The 19,364-nt window shown below is 44.1% G+C and carries 15 protein-coding genes and 1 tRNA gene; 8 read left to right on the top strand and 8 right to left on the bottom strand.

The window, feature by feature from the left end:
• The first annotated feature begins 46 nt into the window (after window positions 1–46).
• Both I8J31_RS14890 and rep read left to right on the top strand, forming a co-directional pair.
• The gene (locus I8J31_RS14890; protein WP_199469368.1) at window positions 47–844 is read left to right on the top strand and encodes an autotransporter outer membrane beta-barrel domain-containing protein; all 798 of its coding nucleotides are present in this window, start codon (window positions 47–49) and stop codon (window positions 842–844) included.
• A 124-nt stretch (window positions 845–968) separates the two neighbouring features.
• A complete protein-coding gene (rep, locus tag I8J31_RS14885; RefSeq protein WP_199469367.1) occupies window positions 969–3,017 on the top strand; it encodes a DNA helicase Rep in 2,049 nt (682 codons plus the stop codon).
• A 9-nt stretch (window positions 3,018–3,026) separates the two neighbouring features.
• Here rep and I8J31_RS14880 read toward each other — a convergent pair whose 3' ends face one another.
• Window positions 3,027–3,365 carry a c-type cytochrome gene (locus tag I8J31_RS14880; RefSeq protein WP_325101213.1) on the bottom strand — a complete coding sequence of 113 codons (339 nt, stop codon included), beginning with the start codon at window positions 3,363–3,365 and terminating at the stop codon, window positions 3,027–3,029.
• 140 nt (window positions 3,366–3,505) lie between these two features.
• On the opposite strand from I8J31_RS14880, the gene I8J31_RS14875 reads away from it, so the two are divergent.
• Together I8J31_RS14875 and I8J31_RS14870 are read left to right on the top strand one after the other, a co-directional pair.
• On the top strand, window positions 3,506–3,808 hold the full coding sequence (locus I8J31_RS14875; RefSeq protein ID WP_199469366.1) for a putative quinol monooxygenase: 303 nt from the start codon (window positions 3,506–3,508) through the stop codon (window positions 3,806–3,808).
• A gap of 95 nt (window positions 3,809–3,903) precedes the next feature.
• Window positions 3,904–3,980: transfer RNA gene (locus I8J31_RS14870), tRNA-Arg, on the top strand.
• A gap of 159 nt (window positions 3,981–4,139) precedes the next feature.
• Here the strand turns inward: I8J31_RS14870 and I8J31_RS14865 are convergent.
• The 7 genes from I8J31_RS14865 to I8J31_RS14835 all read right to left on the bottom strand — a co-directional run bounded on the left by I8J31_RS14865 (window position 4,140) and on the right by I8J31_RS14835 (window position 12,082).
• Entirely contained in the window at window positions 4,140–6,218 is a 2,079-nt protein-coding gene (locus tag I8J31_RS14865) for a TonB-dependent siderophore receptor (RefSeq protein ID WP_233402810.1), read from the bottom strand.
• A gap of 101 nt (window positions 6,219–6,319) precedes the next feature.
• On the bottom strand, window positions 6,320–7,129 hold the full coding sequence (locus I8J31_RS14860) for an ABC transporter ATP-binding protein (protein WP_199469365.1): 810 nt from the start codon (window positions 7,127–7,129) through the stop codon (window positions 6,320–6,322).
• On the bottom strand, window positions 7,126–8,169 hold the full coding sequence (locus I8J31_RS14855) for a FecCD family ABC transporter permease (protein ID WP_199469364.1): 1,044 nt from the start codon (window positions 8,167–8,169) through the stop codon (window positions 7,126–7,128). Before I8J31_RS14855 ends, I8J31_RS14860 begins: the two co-directional genes overlap by 4 nt.
• Entirely contained in the window at window positions 8,166–9,182 is a 1,017-nt protein-coding gene (locus tag I8J31_RS14850; RefSeq protein WP_199469363.1) for a FecCD family ABC transporter permease, read from the bottom strand. The genes I8J31_RS14855 and I8J31_RS14850 overlap by 4 nt, the downstream gene beginning before the upstream one ends.
• Entirely contained in the window at window positions 9,179–10,165 is a 987-nt protein-coding gene (locus tag I8J31_RS14845) for an iron-siderophore ABC transporter substrate-binding protein (protein WP_199469362.1), read from the bottom strand. The genes I8J31_RS14850 and I8J31_RS14845 overlap by 4 nt, the downstream gene beginning before the upstream one ends.
• A gap of 164 nt (window positions 10,166–10,329) precedes the next feature.
• Complete coding sequence (locus I8J31_RS14840; RefSeq protein WP_199469361.1) at window positions 10,330–11,079, bottom strand: helix-turn-helix domain-containing protein; 750 nt, start codon at window positions 11,077–11,079, stop codon at window positions 10,330–10,332.
• A 64-nt stretch (window positions 11,080–11,143) separates the two neighbouring features.
• Window positions 11,144–12,082, bottom strand: coding sequence for a helix-turn-helix transcriptional regulator (locus I8J31_RS14835; RefSeq protein WP_199469360.1), 939 nt, complete (start codon window positions 12,080–12,082; stop codon window positions 11,144–11,146).
• Window positions 12,083–12,409: 327 nt separating this feature from the next.
• Between I8J31_RS14835 and I8J31_RS14830 the strand changes: the two genes are divergently transcribed.
• The 4 genes from I8J31_RS14830 to I8J31_RS14815 are packed head-to-tail and all read left to right on the top strand — an operon-like array spanning window position 12,410 to window position 19,227.
• Window positions 12,410–14,422 carry a TonB-dependent receptor gene (locus tag I8J31_RS14830; protein ID WP_199469359.1) on the top strand — a complete coding sequence of 671 codons (2,013 nt, stop codon included), beginning with the start codon at window positions 12,410–12,412 and terminating at the stop codon, window positions 14,420–14,422.
• A gap of 3 nt (window positions 14,423–14,425) precedes the next feature.
• Complete coding sequence (locus tag I8J31_RS14825) at window positions 14,426–15,754, top strand: MFS transporter (protein WP_199469358.1); 1,329 nt, start codon at window positions 14,426–14,428, stop codon at window positions 15,752–15,754.
• Between the two features lie 10 nt (window positions 15,755–15,764).
• Window positions 15,765–17,537, top strand: a complete 1,773-nt coding sequence (locus I8J31_RS14820) for an ABC transporter ATP-binding protein (protein WP_199469357.1) — start codon at window positions 15,765–15,767, stop codon at window positions 17,535–17,537.
• A complete protein-coding gene (locus tag I8J31_RS14815; RefSeq protein WP_199469356.1) occupies window positions 17,530–19,227 on the top strand; it encodes an ABC transporter ATP-binding protein in 1,698 nt (565 codons plus the stop codon). The genes I8J31_RS14820 and I8J31_RS14815 overlap by 8 nt, the downstream gene beginning before the upstream one ends.
• Window positions 19,228–19,364: the final 137 nt, after the last annotated feature.

Genomic DNA, 19,364 nt, shown 5'->3' with positions numbered 1-19,364 from the left:
ATAGCGTTTTACTATAATAAAGACATAGGTGCCTTGGGAGTTGGGTATGTCTCATGTAAAACAGGGTTTTGTTTTAGTCTTTCTGGCTTTCAGCAGTCCATTATTATTGGCTGCAGAGGAGCCTCAACCTCTCGAGTTTAGTCTTGGGCCTTATTGGTCTTCTATTAAGTACAAAGAACCTGACGTCATGCGCCAAAAAGGTTCCTTGTTTGGTGTGGCTGGGCGTGTTTCGTCCCATAACGGTTTTGCTGCCACCATATTCGAAGCGTCTTATGCCAGCGGCGATATGGATTATAAGGCCTCGGATTTTTTTGAAGATATTCCTAATGTTGTTTATGAACTAAGGGCCATGCTGGGACGAGACTTTAACCTTAATGACACCCATCGCATGACGCCTTTTGTGGGCTTGGGGTATCGTTATCTGAATGATGATTCTAGAGGCAACTTGAGTGCAACTGATAATGTGGGGTATGAGCGAGAGCAGGTTTATTTTTATAACCCTATAGGGCTTGAGTGGAAGGCATTACCTAATGGTCTGATGTGGTTAGTAGGTGGTCGTATTGAATATGATGGTTTAATTAAAGGTGTTAATCATTCGAATTTTGGCGACCTTCCTGGTAATTCTGATGTTACCTTCAGGCAAGATGATGGCTATGGCGTTCGTATTGCCGTGAGCTTCGAGAAGCCGCTTGCTGAGCAAGGTGGTGGCGGTGTCATTATCGAGCCCTTTTATGAGCATTGGGATATTGCCGAGTCTGATGTAGTAACAAATGCCCAAGGCAACCGTATTGTACCTGCTAACAACTCTAATGAATGGGGTGTTGCTCTCATGATGTCTTTTTAAAATGGAGCAGCAGAGTTATTTGTTTTCGCTTTTTATTTTGACTGTTATGAACCTTGTGCGAGCCGATGCAATGTCGGGTACACTTAGCATTGATTTTTAATTGCCTTTTGAGCCTGAGTTTTTCATGAGTGAATCCCTTCCATCTATATCTCAACGTTTGAGAAACCTGAACGAGCGTCAACTCGATGCGGTCAAGAAAATTGATGGACCTTTACTGGTATTGGCTGGGGCTGGTTCTGGAAAGACCAGTGTAATCACCACAAAAATTGCCTACTTAATTCAAACCTGCGGCTTTAAAGCTAATAGTATTATTGCCGTAACCTTTACCAATAAAGCGGCTCGTGAGATGAAAGAGCGTGTGGTTGGTATGCTTTCCAAGCCAGAAAGCCGTGGTCTGAGTATTTCGACATTTCATAATCTTGGTTTAAGAATTCTGCGCAGAGAATTTCGTAGGGCGGGCTTAAAGGAAGGTTTTACTCTATTTGATTCCCAAGATTCCCTAAGTTTGATCAAGGAAATTTTGGACAAAGAATTCAATGGTCAAACGGACTCTGCGGCCTATTGTCAGAACACGGTATCGAATTGGAAAAATGACCTTACCACCCCGAATGAGGCTATGACCAATGCTGATACCGAAGAGTTTTTATTAGCAGCACAAGTCTATGCCCAATATCAGCGGTATTTACGCGCTTATAACGCGGTGGATTTTGATGATTTAATTTTGTTGCCGGTTAGCTTATTGATGGCGGATGAAGAGTTACGTGATCGTTGGCAGAAAAAAGTGCGCTATTTATTGGTGGATGAGTGCCAAGATACTAACGGTAGTCAGTATGAGTTGATTCGTTTGCTGGCAGGGTATCGCCGTTGTTTTACTCTAGTGGGCGATGATGACCAATCCATTTATGCATGGCGTGGCGCACGTCCTGAAAACCTAGAGCGCTTATCGGTAGATTATCCGAATTTAAAATTGGTCAAATTAGAGCAAAACTATCGTTCTACTAAAACCATCTTGAAAGCGGCCAACACTCTGATTGCCAATAACCCTCACGTTTATGACAAGGCGCTGTGGAGTGATCTTGGTATTGGCGACCCTATTCGCGTTATGGTGACCCGTAATGAAGATGCTGAATCTGAGCGCGTGGCCGCAGAAATCCAATCACGGCATTTACGCCATGAGATTCCCTATCGAGATTTCGCGATTCTTTATCGAGGCAATCACCAAGCTCGTCTGTTAGAAATCAAGCTGCAAGCTTATCGTATTCCCTACAAGATAAATGGCGGCACTTCTTTTTTCTCCCGTGCTGAGATCAAAGATTTAATGAGTTATTTACGCCTCTTGGTAAACCCATCAGACGATAATGCTTTTTTGCGTATCGTGAACTTGCCGCGCCGAGAAATTGGCCCTGCCACCTTAGAAAAGGTGGGTAACCTTGCCACAGAGCGAGGGGTTAGCTTATTTGAGGCATCTGGTTATAAAGAACTGGAAGAAACGGTAACAGGGCGTTCACTAAAAAGCCTGCAAGACTTTGAGCGTTGGATGTCCGTATTACGTCAACGGCTAGAGGGCGCTTCTCCTGTTCCTGTGATTGAACAAATGATTCATGACATGGATTATTACGGCTGGATTCAGGAGCAAACTTCTTCTAGCAAAGCGGCAGATCGTCGTATTGAAAATGTTCGTTTCTTATTGGATTCGATTCAGCGCATGATGGAGTCCGCTTGGGAAGAAGATGAAACCGCCGGACTCGATCAGGCTATTAGTAAGCTGTTATTGATCGATATGCTGGAACGTCAAGAGGAAGAAGAGGACGAAGATAAGGTGCAGCTGCTAACTCTGCATGCCTCAAAAGGTTTGGAATACCCTCATGTGTTTTTAATTGGCTGTGAGGAAGAGCTGTTACCTCATCGAAACAGTATTGAAAATGATGACATCGAAGAAGAGCGTCGACTTGCTTATGTTGGCATTACTCGTGCGAAAAGAAGCTTATGCATTACCATGGCGGCAAAGCGTCGCCAATATGGAGAAGAAATCGACTGTTTACCGAGTCGCTTCTTAGATGAGCTGCCTGAAGAAGATTTGGTTTGGGAAGGCCGAGGCGATGAAGGTGAAACGGCTAAAAAAGAACGGGGCCAAGCCTCTTTATCGGCTTTAAAAGCCATGCTTAATGATTGATATGCTTTGCTATTTTTGGCTGTTTTCTATCATATATTGAATCGCGATCTTTAACTCATCATCGCTACAGTCCATACAAAACCCTCGTGGTGGCATGGCTTTTATGCCATTTATTGCATTACTTAGTAACTTGTCTATTCCTTTGTTGATGCGTGGTTGCCAGTCTGTGTTATCACCAAACTTGGGGGCACCAGCGACCCCGCTCATATGGCAAGCGATGCAATAGGTATTGAAAAGCTGATCCCCTGTGCGCTGCGCGTTCGCATAATTACTTGGTAAAAGAAATAAAGCGGTGTACAAAATAATAAGCTGTATACCTTGGTGCAATCGTTTAGATGTTAATGCCACTGGAATTCCTATGTAATGGTGTTAGGCGCTTTTATGTGGTTATAGATTAAATTCGTTTCAATATCATTTCTATACAAGCTATTTTAGTATAGAAAATAAGATGATGAAGGACAGTACTATTTGATAGATAAGGGAGCAATATGACGGATGAATTAGTTTTTACAGTAACCATTATTGCCCGCTCTGGTAAGGTGAGTGAGCTTAAGAGTAAAGTACTATCACTTTTGGAGTTCATAAGACAATCTTCTGGCTGTTTACAGTACGATATATATCAAGAGAAAGGCCGGACAGATGTCTTTGTTGTGTTTGAGCGTTGGGAGAGTAGAGCGCATTGGCTAAATAATATGGAAACAGAGGTCTTTAAAGCGTTTCTTGAAGAAAACCCAAAGTATGTGGCTGATTTTGAAATTAAAGAACTTCAGCGAATTAGCTTCTCTTCTTAACAATCGCAATGTTTATGTGATTAAGCACTGGAATCCTGAAAAATTTCCTTTAGAATACGCACTCCAAATTGCTTGACTAAATAAGCCATTGTCATGCGCCCGTAGCTCAGCTGGATAGAGCGTCGCCCTCCGGAGGCGAAGGCCGGAGGTTCGAATCCTCTCGGGCGTACCATTTTTCATAAGTTAATAACCCTTGTTATGAATACCTTTCCTAATTTATAGCTTAGTGCTTATCTCTAAATCGTTTTTGAATGCGATAAAAAAGCCAGAATGCAGGGCACTCTGGCTGATAAAGGGAACTGTTTTAACTTATCTTGCTTTATGTGTTGTATTACCAATCGTGCTTGAGTGTTGCTGTTATATTTCGGCTAGGATTGTAGAAATCGGCGGAGCCTGATCCTGCCACGTATTCTTTGCCAAACAAATTGCTGATGTTCATCGAAAGTTGTGTGGCTTTGGTTATGTCATAACCAAAAGAGACGTCAACGATCATAGCGGCTTCACTTTTGGCATCATTGCTATTACTGAAGTAGTAAGAGCCGATGTAGCGAGCGCCTAATCCTACAGACATGTCTTGACGTGGTAGTGTGTAGTGTCCCCATACAGAAGCGGAATGTGTTGGCGTGTATGAGATGCTTTTACCTTCGTATGTATCATCTTTGGTGATTTTTGGCTCCATGTAGGAGTAACCACCTGATACGCTTAGGTTTTCTGTCAATTCCGCTCTGGCTTCTAGATCAATACCTTTCACTCGATTTTTACCAATGGTTTCACGAACGATACCGCTACCTTGGAAAGAAGCGGTTTCTACATTGCTTTTTTCGAGGTCATAAACCGCCACAGAGAACAGGGCGTTTATACTGTTTGGAGCGTACTTTGCGCCAATTTCAAGTTGTTCACCACGGACAATTTTTGTACTCGTTGCAGATGGTGGTGCGACGGATTCTACTTGACTGATGTAGGCAGAGACTTCATTGGTAAGTTTGTATGTGAATGCCGAGCGAAATGTGTCTTCTGAAAAATCATTAGACGATTTTGTCTCGGTTAAATAGTTTAATTGATCAACATCAATGTCATCGTGTCGCGCACCAAGGGTAAGAATGTATTTGTCATCTAATGCGAAGTTTTGTTGGATCAGCAGGGCTTTTGTTTGGTAATTGCTTTGTGTGCTGCTGTAAACCGGTATGTTTGTAGGGGCACCAGAATGCACTGGGTTATTAATATCAATGCTTGACGCACTTCCATAGTAGGCTGTGGAATCGGTTGTCGAATCTTGATACTCGATGCCAAATACTGTGCTGCTGTCGAGACGATCAAAGCTGATGTCGTATTGTCCTAGCAAATTGCCATTAAACTGTTCCAGTTTGGAATCTTGGCCATAGTAGTCGCGACCCATAGTTGTTCCAGATGTGTCTGAAGAATATTTACTCAAATACAAATAACCAAAATTGTCTTCGGCATCACTGTATCGTAAATTTGAAATGGCTTTGAAGCCGTTATCAAAGTTGTGGGTAATTTGTGCGCTGATGTTGGTGCGCTCCACATCATGGGAGTTATAATCCGGTTCGCCATAGAGTATGCTGCTGTCGTATTCTTTGCCCGCAGGGTAACCGCCGCTGTTTGGTGATGAATCGGTTTTGAGGTAGTCAAGGATCAAGTTCGCTCTGGTATCGTCACTGGGCTCCCACGAAAGGCCACTCATAATAAATTGCGAATCGTCTTTCGAATAATCGTATTCTCGGTCGCTGTCTTTCACTTTACCTGTTAATCGATATGCTAGTGTTTCGTCTTCATTGAGTGTATCGCCAACATCGATGCCGACTTCTTTGTGATCGTTGGAGCCATAGGTGACGTAAGCATTTCCGAATTTATCAAATTTTGGCTGTTTACTGACAAAGTTGATTGACCCACCGGGGTCTGCTGGGCCAAACAAGGTAGAGTTCGCGCCACGAATCACCTCAACGCGTTCGAAAGCATAAGCGTCTTCTCTAATACCTCTCATGGAGCCAAGTGTTAATCCATCACGATAGGTTGTGGCACTAAATCCGCGAATTTGGAAGTAGTCATTTCGGTCGTCGGTACTGTAGTAGCCCGTTACTGTGCCTGGAGTGTATTCAAGGACTTCTTCTGTGGTGCTGGCGTTACGCTGTTGGATTTCTTTTTCCGTGATGACGCTAACTGAGGCAGGGGTATCCAAAAGGCTAGTGGCGACTTTTCCACCAACCCATAGTTCCTTTGCCACAATCGACTCAGAATCGTTGTCTTCCTCAACGTGGCTATTAACGATAATGGGAGACAGTCGAAAGGTTTCGTCTTCACTGTTTGCGGCGTAGGTAACCGCTGGTGTGATAATTGAATAGCAGAAAAGCGTCATGGCGGCGCATTGGCTTTGCTTTAATTTTAAGGTCATATTCTTCTCCGTTTTCTATTTTTCAAATAACTTAATTAAAAACGCTAGTGTTAATGATTATTAATAACTTATTTGTTTCTTCTTACATCTCATGGTTTTGTTTAGGGGCTTGTGACTCTTTTGTGTCGGCCAATGGGTAGCACCATTGGAGCGCCGGAAATAGGGTCAGAAATGATGTGGCTGTGTAAACCAAATACCGTATGAATTATGTCTTCTGTGACAACCAACTCTGGTGTGCCGCTGGCAAATATCTGTCCCTGTTGCATGGCAATCAGCTGATCTGAGTACCGAGAGGCTAAATTGAGATCATGCAATACCAGCACTATGGTCGTACCGCGACTTTGATTTAACTCAACCAGTAGATCTAAGACTTCAATTTGGTGGGCAACATCCAAAAATGTGGTTGGCTCGTCTAATAGCAATATGTCGGTTTCTTGTGCTAATGCCATGGCTATCCACACACGTTGACGTTGGCCGCCAGAAAGTTCATCCACTTCTCGGTCTAATAGTTCTGTGGTCTTGGTGGTTTCTAGCGCTTTGGCGACGGCTTCGTCATCGGTTTTGCTCCAGCGAGACATTAATCCGTGATGAGGGTGCCGTCCTCGGCTAACAAGGTCACCCACTGTGATGCCTTCTGGTGCAATGGGGGACTGAGGAAGCAGCCCAAGGGTTTGTGCTAGTTGTCGAGTGGGAGCGTTATGTATCGACTTACCATCGAGTAATACTTGGCCTTTATATGGCGTAAGTAAGCGTGACATAGTGCGCAATAATGTGGATTTTCCGCAGGCATTGGCTCCTATGATAGAGGTAATTTGGCCGGGCGAAATATCTATGTTGATATTTTTAAGGATGGTTTTATCACGATAACCGGCAGTAAGGTTATCTAGGATCAATTGGTGTTTAAGTGTCACAGAGAGCCACCTTTACGATTCACGCGAATAATTAAATAGATGAGATAAGGTGCGCCTAAGGCGCCGGTGACCACACCAACAGGGTAGCGGCTAGTCAGTAAAAATTGCCCAATGTAATCTCCCATCATCACTAAACAAGCCCCAATAAGACCTGAAGGAATAATCAGTGAGCCATTGTTTTGGATGAGTCGCATGGCAATTGGCCCAGAAAGAAAGGCAACAAAAGCAATGGGACCTGTTATGGAGGCACCGACGGCAATTAGGCCGACAGATGAAGTGATGACGATGATACGCGTCACTCCAACTCGAACACCGAGTGATTGGGCGGTATCGTCTCCCATGCGCAGTGCTTCAATATCCCGCGTACGGCTCAGTAACAAACCACCAAATAGCAATAAAGAGATAAGCAATGGCAAGGCTTGATGTAATTGAGCGGAATTCACACTGCCACTTAACCAGCGTAGCGCTTCTTGTCGGTCCCATGCTGGCGCTTGCGATAGTAAGTAGACAATGCCGCTTTCAATCATGGCAGAGACCCCAATACCGATCAAAATAAGTCGTGTACCTGCGGCGCCGTTGCGATAAGACAAAGCATAAATGGATATGGCGACCAGTAACCCCATCACTATGGAGAAAAACGCTACGCTGGCTCCATCCATATTCAACACAATAATGGCAAATACGGCTGCGGCCGTGGTGCCGGAGCTCACGCCAATAATGTCAGGACTGGCAAGTGGGTTTCTCAACATGATTTGAAAGGCGACGCCTGCCATACCAAAACTCATGCCGACTAGAAGTGAAATGACAGCCCGGGGGAGGCGCAGGTGGCCAACGACAAAAGACGCTCCCGGCACATTTTCACCCAAGAGCACCTTTAAGACCTCTGTTGGAGAGGTAAAGGATTGACCCAAACTTAAGGTGATGGAAAAAGCAGCCATGACCAAGAGGCAAAGAATGACAATCAGGCAGTTCCAACGGCTTGATCTCTGTTTGCGTCCATATTTGATCCGAGAAAGGGTAGCATTGACGTTATTTTTCATAGTTCCTTCACTCGCTGACGACGTACTATCCAAATAAAGAAAGGCGCGCCAATGAATGCGGTTACCACACCGACTGATAGCTCACTGGGTCGAGATATAATGCGTCCTGTTATATCGGCTATTAATAACAAACAAGCACCACCTAGTGCAGAAAAAACGAGTAGCCAGCGATTGTCTACCCCGACGAGTAGCCGACATAAATGAGGAATGACTAAGCCAACAAAACCAATCGGGCCACAAATAGCGGTGGTTGCTCCACAGAGTAAAACGGCAGATAACCAAGCGATGCCTCGAGTCCAAGCAACATTTTCCCCTAACCCTGCTGCGACATCGTCCCCAAGCGCAAGAGAATTGAGCTTTTTAGCGACAACAGCGCTCATCAGAAACCCTATGAGTAGGAAGGGAAGCACCAGTTGTATACTGTCAAATGTAGCGCCGCCGACACCGCCCATTTGCCAGGAATTGGCACCGCCAGCAATGTCATTTCTAGGTAACACGACTGCGACGGTGAATGAAGACAAGGCTGCTGAGGTGGCAGCCCCCGCTAGAGCAAACTTGAGAGGAGTGGGTCTTCCAAGGCCTAATGAACTGATAAAATACACAAATATTGCGGTTATTCCAGCTCCCAAAATGGCGAGCCAGACATAGCTTTGCAGCTGATTTATGCCAAACCACGCTAGCCCAATGACCACAAAGAAAGCCGCGCCAATATTGACACCCAAAATACCAGGGTCCGCTAAAGGATTACGAGTCACACTTTGCATAAGAGCACCGGATAAACCCAGTGCACTGCCAGCAACGACAGCTAAAACAGTACGTGGTAGGCGCATGGTCACTGCGGCTTCGCCCATGGTGTTCATTTGACCCTGAAGAGCACCCAAGATTTCTTGCCAAGAGACATTTCTTGTACCGATTGCAATGGATGAAAAGCACAAGGCGATCAAGATGACAAACAGGATAACGAGAGCGATAGGCCGAGTAACTGGGCCTTTTCTGAATCGAGTTCTGATCATTGGGCTAATTCAGCTTTGCGTGCCGCCTTAGCAAGGGCTTCAAGGTAATCATCCAGTACCCAGCTAATTGACAATGGAGTCGGGTTCGCAGCGGTGGCGAGCGGACCATTGCTGAGCATAACAATGGCGCCATGTTTAATAGCGCGCATTTTTGACATCAGTGGATTTTCTGTTAACGGGGTCAATAGTGCTTTATTGCCATAGGTAACAAAAATATCAACATCATTAAATTCATCTATTTTCTCAATGCTACTTTCACCAGAGAACTGTCCATTCTGGCTGACTTTTTTCACGCTTGGTGGAGAGTGCAGTCCCAAGTCATCAAAGAAGCTCACACGGGCATCGTTTGTACTGTAAAAATGTATGACACTGAGATCCGTTGGATCTAGGTGGGTGATAAACATGGCAGACTTATCTTTTAGCTCTGGATATTGAGCGACTCGTTCGGCGATTTGTGTTTCAATTTTAGTAATAAGCGCCTCTCCTTCTGCCATCATGCCTAAGCCAGCACTATTAATGCGAATCATGCTGCGCCAATTGGTTGACCAAGGTTTGTCGGGAAAGGCAACCACTGGCGCTATCATGCTCAGCGTCTCGTAGTCGGAACGGCTTAAACCTGAGTAAGCGGCTAAAATAACATCGGGTTGTGTTGCCGCTACGGCCTCAAAATCGATGCCATCGCCTTCATCAAACAATATGGGCGTGTCTGCATTCAAGGCTTTTAGTCGATCAGCCACCCAAGGCAACACACCATCACCGTCATCATCTCCAAAGTTGGCGGCAGCAAAACCAACGGGGACAATACCTAGTGCTAATGGCACTTCATGATTGGCCCAAGCGACAGTGGCAACACGTTTGGGCTTTTGCGTAATAACGGATGAACCAAAGGCGTGTTCAATCCTAATGGGAAATGGCGAGTTCTCGCTTGCCCAAGCAGGGAAAGTGCATATAAAAGTAAAAGCGATAATGATAATTATATTCATATTGGTTTTGTTCCATACAAATTAAACTTAACGGCTGGTAAGTGTGCGAGAACTTACAGCGGTCAAAAATAAAGTTTTGTTATAAGTGCGATGAAAACTAAGCACGCTGGCCTTCTATAAAAAGACAATTCGTTATCAGATACAAAACGGAATGGATGGTAGCGCTATTTCATGGAGGATAATTGTATAAATCGGTCGTTTTTGTTTTGGGCGAGCTGTTTAGGAGTCAGGTGAGAGTATTTTTTAATTAATTTAATGTAGTGTGACTGATCGTTAAAACCCTCTTCTGGAAATAGCTGGCCTGTTTTCAGGGATTCAAAGCTGTTAGAAAAGCGTAAAATGTCACAGTAACTCTTCAGTGGTACGCCAAGCCATTTATTAAAGTAGCGATTGATTTGTCGGCTACTCCAATGGGCCGATTGAGCTATTTCGCCAACAGAAGCGGCTCCTTTAGATGCATAAATCAATTCTGACATAACCTTCTTACGAGGGTCGATAGGCGTGGTGAGTTGTGAACTAAAATAATGGCTTAACTTTTCACAAAATGCGCTGAAGTTCAAAAAATCCTCTTGATTGATACCCGCATAACCCTGTTTGAGTGTCATTTGATCATTGAGTATTTCAGCAACAGAGGTATGTAATAAATATTCTATCGCAAGTAATTTTAGGCGAACCCCAAATAGAATTGAGTGGCTAGGCATAATCCCTAATTTAGAATCCGTTTCTAAACCAACGAGAGAAATGTGTATAGGGTATTCAGTGCTATGGAAAAAATATAAATCAATGCCCCCATCTGGAAACGTTGCAAGCTCTTCATTGTTATCGCTAGGGTTGATGATCGCCCAAAAGCTTTCAATGAAGGGAGATAGCTCATTATTGGGTGTTAACGAAGTAAGTTGAATGGTTTCTTTCATCATTTAATCAGAGTAATAAGAGGGAAGCGTTGTCTGTTCATTTAGGTACTCTGGACATTAGGGTTTAATGAATGGCATCCATTGTCATTTGCCAGCTTTTAGGGGTTTGGCCAAAGTTTTTTTGGAAGCGCTTGGCAAAGTGGCTTGGGCTTGCATAACCAACTTCAAGTGCGGTCTCGGTGATCTTTTTACCCTCTTCGAGTAGATTTCGTGCCGTATGCAAACGAACGTTTTCAATATAATTATGAACGGTAGTACCGAGTATTTCGCGGAAACCATCCTTGAGTTTCTTTTCATTTAACCCTACCGCTTTCGATAAGGCCTTAATGGTTAACGGCTCGTTATAACTTTGTTCAATAATTTCTGTTGCTTTAGTAATCTTGCTTTGATCAATGCTTTCTATTATTCGAGCTTTCTTTGGCGTGTTATTGCTGCGCATATTTTCAGACAGTAGTTCCAGTGCTTTGGCTTGCAGCCGTAACTTGCCCGTTATGTCCTCTGTTTTACATTGAATAATACTGTTGACGAGCTCAATTGAGTGAGGGGACAGTGTTTTAGAAACCGATATGGAATTGTCTTTGCTAATGCGACCCGCAAAGACATCACTTTCTGCTTTAAATAAATCAAAGCCTTGCTGTAATAGAACACGAGTATCAAATAAAAACTCTAGCAAATTTAACTGGGTTCCCATGCGTAATTCAAAAGCGCAAAAGGAACCTTGGGTAATCATGATGGTATTGGGTTCTATGGCTAAACGATGTTGTGAATCAAATTCTAATGAGCCATGTGCATTAATAAAAATCGACATGCAGGTGACGCCTGTCCCTTCGACGTAACCACAGAGGTTTTCCTCTAGACGGCAGTTCATTCTTCTTATTAGAAGAAAATCACTGACTTGCTCAGAGCGGCATTGGAATTTATCAAAGGACGGATCAATAGTGTAATTAGCATCATCACTAAGCCGCCTCTTTGAACGGGGACTGGTAGGTGTTGGGACATTCATATCGTCTATGCTCTGTGAAAATTAGATCTAGGTTCCTTAATACAATTCACCAAATTCCCTATGGTTATTTAAATATAATAATAAAAGATCAAATAAGAATCATTCTCGATTTTATGGTCTGCTGAATGTAAATGCAAGGTTCGATATAGACGTGGCTTTTATTGGTCGATATCGATAATACATCCGTTATTTTTCAGAATCATAAGTGAGTTGGTGCTTTACTCTGATATCGAAAAATCCCAAATGTGCTTTTTAAAATCCGTATAGCGTCGGTTTTTACACAACTCCCCTTGGCATAATCCTGTTAATACTTACGAGGATGTTGTTATGTCAAATTATAAGAATGTTTCACTTGTTAGTGCTGCAACGTTAGCGCTTTCTTTATCTAATGCACACGCTGTGGAGGTTGCCGATCAAACAACGAATGTTTTAGGAGCGCTGGTTGTTAATGCAAGCAAACGTTCTGTGGCGGCGGATCAAATTGATAGTGCGGTCACCATTAAAACAGCAGAAGAGCTTGAGAACGCCAAGGTGACCCAGGTACAAGACCTTGAAAAAGTGTTTCCGGGTTTATTGATCCGTACTCGCGGGAATCGTGCGTACTCAAGTGCCACTATACGCGGTATCAGCTCTCCCGATTTCTATTCACCTTCCGTACAGATTTATGTAGATGGCGTTCCTCAAGACAGTGCTTTTATGACTCAGGAACTTATTAATGTCGACTATGTAGAGTTGTTACGAGGACCTCAAGGAACACTATACGGTGGTAATGCTCAGGGTGGCATTATCAATATAGTGACGCGTAAAGACGGTGAGGGCAGTAAGGTTTCGGCAACATTAGCGAATAATGAAAGTGGCCTTAGCCTGTCGCACGCAAGTCAATTAAGTGATGAATTATTTGCGGACATAAACCTACGCAAATTTAATGAAGATGGCGATATTGACTATGTTTCTGGTACTGAAAGAACCAGTGATGCAAATGACTCAGAAACGCTATCGGGCCAAGTGCGCCTGCATTACCTTTCAAACTCCTCGCCTTTAGAACTGACGTTTGCAGCGGGCCATGATGATCTTGAAACCCACGAAGAATGGTATTTAAGCGAAGCAGACTATAAGGCTGGGCAAACCGCTAGCGCTATTCCTATCATGGAAAGAAAGGTAAATACCTATTCTTTAAGTGCTGATTATGAGCTGGATGCCGGCGTACTGACGAGCGTAACGTCTTATCAAGATCGCACTATGGACCGTACCTACGTCGGCGGAACATGGGATGAAGATCAAGATAGCTTTAATCAAGAGGTACGTTTAAGCAGTGTATATGCTAACGGTGTTTCTTCTGTTGTGGGGCTAAATTATAAAGAAAACACTTATAACTTGAATAATCATGGCTTCATGCCTTATTACACCGCGTCTCTAAATGAAATCAAAAAAGAGACATTAGCGCTGTTTGGTGAGGCGCAAATTCCTCTTGCCGACGATATTGATTTTACTGCGGGGCTGAGAATATCTAATGAAGATGCCAGCATAAATTATGGTGGACGTACCGGTTATGCCCCTTCTTTTGGTTATGGCAGTATTGCTGCATTCTCTAAAGATGCAAGTGAAACGCTTGTCTCACCAAAGGCCGCCATTGGTTGGCAAATGAATGACAATAATCGTTTGTATGCGTCCTATACTCGTGGTTACCGTCCGGGTGGATTTAATTACACCGTTGTCAGTGCTGATGATGCTAAGGGGTTCGATGCTGAAAAATCCGATAATGTTGAATTGGGCTGGCGCTGTGAATGTGCCGACAGTCGTTTGTTTGTTGAAGCGGCCCTGTATTGGATACAGCTTTCTGATACCCAACTATACAATGGTCCTATCGGCTCTCAAATCATTAGCAATTTTGGCAAAACAGAAAGTAAGGGCATCGAGATCAATTTAGATTATTCCGTGACGTCTGATTTTACGTTAAACGCTGGAGCGACCCTTGGTCAGTCTCGCTTTAAGAACAACGGAAGCTTGAACCTATCAGGTAATAACGTGCCTTATGCCCCCGACACGACCTTAATTGCAGGCTTTGTATATGATCTACCAGAACAGTCGGTCACGTTTGGCGCAAATGCCAGCTACTACTCAAAAACCTACTTCAATGAGAGTAATACCTTGCTACAAGATGCTTACTCATTATTGGATGCATTTGTCACATACCATTGGAATGCATTAGATATTAAGTTTTATGGTAAAAATCTAACGGACAAAGAATACGTCTCTTACCGCTTCACGCAAGGAGCAAATGTATTAAGTAATTACGCTGATGGCCGAACGCTAGGGGTTGATTTGAGTATGGAGTTTTAATCTATGTCAGCTAATGGCTCCTCACCGACAACCCTAGAAAACGCCGCAAAAAACCGCGTTGCTTTAGGCTTACCTTTGTTATTAAGCACATTGTTAGGCTCTTATATTATTCAGAGCACGATAGGCATGTTCACCTTTCAAGGCTTACCTGCCATATTGCGCGCTGAAGGTGTCTCGACGGTTGGCATCAGTGCATTGTATGTGATGATGCTGCCTTGGGTGCTAAAAGTGTTATGGGCTCCTCCAGTAGAGCGTTATCGTAAAAAAGGCATCGGCTTTGTTAATCACAGCAAGCTCGCTTTGACAGGCAATTTTTTATTGGCTTTCTCTCTGCTATTGATGACATTTTTTCCACCACAAAGTGCATGGGAAATGATGTTGGCTTGCCTGTTACTGATGGCACTCATTGCAACAGTGGTGGATATTACCAGTGATGGTTTTGCTATTGATCAGCTGTCCCATAAAAACCACAGTCTGGGCAATGTCGTACAGGTCGGTGGCTCTTATATTGGTGCCATGATTGGTGGCGGTGCATTCATCTATTTGGTGGACATCTTTGGCTGGCGCATTGCGCTTTGTGGTGTGGCCGCCTGTATTGTGTGTATGGCATTACCGCTGATGTTATTACGTTATCCTAGTGCGTCTGGTACAGAAATAGAGCCAGCTAAAGAAACCAACACGGATTCAATGGCGTCACCTTCCATGCCATCTATTGGCCGTGCTTTTCGCAATCCTTTGGTAAGAAATACTCTGTTGATTGTCTGTATCACTCAAATTGGCACACGACTGGTCTTGTCTATGATGATGCCTTTCATGGTGGATCAGAATATTCAATTGTCCGACATTGGTCTTTTGGCCGCAGGTGGCGGGGCGCCAGCCTCTATTCTTGGGGTGTTACTTGGCGGCGTTTTAGTTCGTAAAGTGGGAGCTTGGCGAAGTTTACCTCTGCTGATGTTCTTCGAATTTTTCTGTTTTCTCGGTTTTGTATTATTAGCGGCAGATGTTCATGGCCTGAGCAGCATAAAAATACCGTTACTCGCGTTGTTTATTGCCTCATCAATGATAACCGCTGCAAAATTTGTGGCGCTTTATACCCTAATGATGAATAACGCTAAAGGTGATCAGTCAGGTGTTGATTTTAGTGTATTGCAATCAGCTGATGTATTGATTGCGATTATAACCGCCGTTATAGCGGGCTTTATTATTGCAGAGTTTGGATACCTAGCGCATTTCTCTATTGCCCTTGCGTTTATCATTCTAGCCTTGCTAGTGGTGATATTTCATAAGCACAAGAGCTTAGAAGAAAGTAACTGTTCAGCCGTTGTGCAGTAGGGGAAAGGCTATGCAAGCGAATGCGATACACAGCCTTAAATGGTTGCTTAGGGCAAGCAAAAGTGAATATTGTCGATTGTCACTGGCATTGCTTTTTACCCTCTTAAAAGTCATTACTGGGCTCATTGCTCCGATCATGATTTATCTCATCGTAGAGGGCATGGTCACAGGCAGTTTAACGTTACCAGAGGCGATAAATTGGCTCGTTGTGTGTGTCGTGGCCATGGTGGTGCGTTACTTGCTGCTATTTGGCGCGGTGTTGTTATCCCATGCCGCGGCCTTCGCATTGGCTGCCGACTTAAAAGTCGAGGTATCACGTAAGCTGTTGTTTCTTCCCATGACGTTTTTTAGCCAAGCCCACAGTGCGGATTTACGCCGCGTGATGGATGAAGACATCGGCAAGATCGAATTATTCATTTCTCACCATTTGAACGATGTGTTTACCGCCGTTATTACGCCTATTCTGACGGCGTTTGTATTATTCTACTTTTCTTGGCCGCTGGCGATTATTGCCTTACTGCCTTTGCCAGTAGCCTTACTGACCCAAGCGATTATGTTTCGTGGCTACAGTGGCAAGGTGAAGAATTATCAAAAAGCCTTGGTGGATATGAACGTGCAAGCGTCGGAATTGATACAGGGCGTGTCAGTACTGCGCATGTTGTCACGTTCTGGTACAGGGTTAAAAAAGCTGAATAACAGCATCAACAATTATGTGAAGGTGGTGGATGACTGGACTCGGCAGGCCAGTAAACCCTTTGCCTTTTTTAAGGTCGCGTTGGATTTTAGCTTTATCTTACTGCTGCCCGTGGCGGCCTATTTAACGATAGAGGGTGGAATAAACTTAGCGGAATTTGTTGTATTAATGATGCTGGGGTTAACCCTGATGGAACCCTTTTACAACTTGCTGATGTTTTCTGGGTTATTGAACCATATCTTTGAGGGTGTACAGCGTATAGAGCAAGTTCAGCTGGCCGAAGAACTGACCTTCGGCACAAAAAAATGGCCTCGCCAAACCCCAGCCATCCAATTAGACAATGTGAGCTACCAGTTTCCTGAACGTGATATTCCTGCGTTAAACAAGGTGTCTTTATCCATCGAAGCGGGTGAGAAAATCGCCATTGTGGGGGCATCTGGCTCTGGAAAAAGTACGTTGATTCAATTGATGGCGGGATTCAACCCACCGCTTTCTGGTCAGGTGAAGTATAACGACTGTCATCTCTTCGACTATGACTCGGATGATTTGTATCAACACATTGGGTGTGTAATGCAAAGCAACTACCTTTTTAACCAATCGATTCGAGACAACATCACAATGGGATTGACGGTTGCAGACAAGGATATTTGGGAAGCCTTAGAAAGGGCTGAGGCTCGGCAGTTTGTCAGTGAAAAAGAAGGGGGCTTAGATTTTTTATTGTCTGGGCAACATACCCGATTAAGTGGAGGAGAGCAGCAACGTATTACCATCGCCAGAGCCTTGATAAAACCCGCAAATGTGTATTTTTTTGACGAAGCAACCCGTTTTTTTGACCCCATCACAGAGCGCAATATTCTGAATAACCTATTTGAGGCACTAACGGAAAAAACCATGGTTTACGTGACTCATCGTCTTGAGTCAGCGGCCTTTGCTGATCGTATTGTCGTCATGGAGCTAGGTGACGTTGTGGCGACAGGCACGCATGAATGGCTACAACAGCACTGCGATGTTTATCAAGAACTACAGGCATTGAGTCACAGTAGTGGGTTGCAAAATAAGAGCACTCATAAAGGAGCACCGCATGCTTAGTACACTACGTGAGTTGCCTATTTTTCAAAAAACAGAATGGCTGTTATGTGGTGCATTATGCGTTGTGGAAGGGCTTTGTATTTGCCTGCCTTATGCTTTATTGCTGCTGGTCATTGAGGCGTTAATTCAGCCAAGTGTCGACTTGCTGTTGCTAGGCCAACTTTTGCTATTCATGGTATTGGTTTTACTGATAAGAATTTGTGTTACTCAGCAAAGTATGGTGAGAACCACCTACATGTCTTACGCCAGTTGCGGCAAACTCCGCACACGTCTCGCGGCGCATTTGTTTCGTGTGCCGATGGGCTTCTTTTATCAACATAATACGGGCGACATTAGCCAGGTGATGAACAAGGGCGTAGCCTTTGCAGAAACCATTTTTGGGCATTTTCTCTCGCAACTGATCATTTGCCTCACCATTATGGTGGCGATGACCCTTGGCTTTTTCTGGTTAGATTGGCGTTTAGCACTTTGCTTACTCACAGGGCTTCCCATCGCCTTTGTCTTGCAGGTGTTCCTAAAGCAAGGAGCGGATCAAATGTCGGTTGCCATGCTAGACTCCATGAAGCAAACCCATAACGACAGCATGGATTGGGTGTGTGGTATTCGTGAGCAAAAACTGTCAGGCAAGGGGCGCGAACAGCTGAACCTATTGGAAAAACAGATACGAGAAACACAAGCCCTGTCATTAAAACATGAAGCCAGAGTGGGTCTGATTCCTCTTGTGTTTATGGTGTTGCCTGAGGCAGGTTTTGCAGTGTTTCTATGGGCGAGTCTGAACATCTACTTTGACAGTACATTGTCACTGACAACCTTTGCAGTGTTTTTAATCGCGTCGGTGCGTTTGTATTCCTCGCTCGGCCAACTGTCCATTGGCATGGCTGAATCTCGCTTTATGAAGCATGCCCTGATCAAAATAAAAGACCTACTGACAGTGGCCACCTGTCCAATTGGCACCACAGAATCTCCCTTATTTGGGACGGTCAGCGTCAACAAGCTTAACTTTTCTTATGAAAAATCCACCAAACAACAACTTAATAATATTCATTTCACAGCTAAAAAAGGCACCTTAACCGCCATCGTCGGCCCATCAGGGGCGGGTAAAACCACCTTATTGCATGTATTAGCCCGTCTCTGGCCTGTCCAAAGTGGACAGATTTTCCTAGACCATACATCACTAGAACAATTTAGCGACCACGGCTTATACAGCCAACTGGCGTTAATCAGTCAAGACGTACAATTGTTTGACGACACCGTGATGAACAACCTACTCATGATGAAAGATGGCTTAACGGAAGATGCCGTTTTTAAGGCCTGTCGTCAGGCCCAGTGCGACGACTTTATTCGCCGACTACCGCAGGGCTACCATACCCATTTAGGGGAGTCGGGTAACCTATTATCCGGTGGAGAAAGGCAGCGTTTGTCCTTGGCAAGAGCATTATTGTTAGATGCAAAAATACTGTTGTTGGATGAAATAAGCTCGGCACTGGATGTGAAAAATGAAACCCACATCCTCGCACTGCTACAGGAACTGAAAAAAGACAAAACCCTCATTATGATCGCCCATCGGGAAAGCCTAGTGCGCGACGCCGACCAAGTTGTTATGTTGGAAAACGGTGAACTATGTGCCAGTGGTAAGCATCAAGAGTTATTAATAAGCAATCAGCGCTATCATCGTCTATGGAACCCATAGACAGAGAAGGTGTAAATAAGACTACTCAGCCCCAGTTTTAGAGTGTCTACATGAATGTAGGCTATTAGGGCGATCTAAGAGTAATTGCTGGGGCAAGAAGGCTTCTTCCTTAGGAAATTGCTATCGGCTGTGTCATT

The sequence above is a fragment of the Marinomonas transparens genome, assembly GCF_016463975.1.
GTDB classification, from domain to species: Bacteria; Pseudomonadota; Gammaproteobacteria; order Pseudomonadales; family Marinomonadaceae; genus Marinomonas; species Marinomonas transparens.
This window is presented reverse-complemented; position numbering and strand designations above follow the sequence as displayed.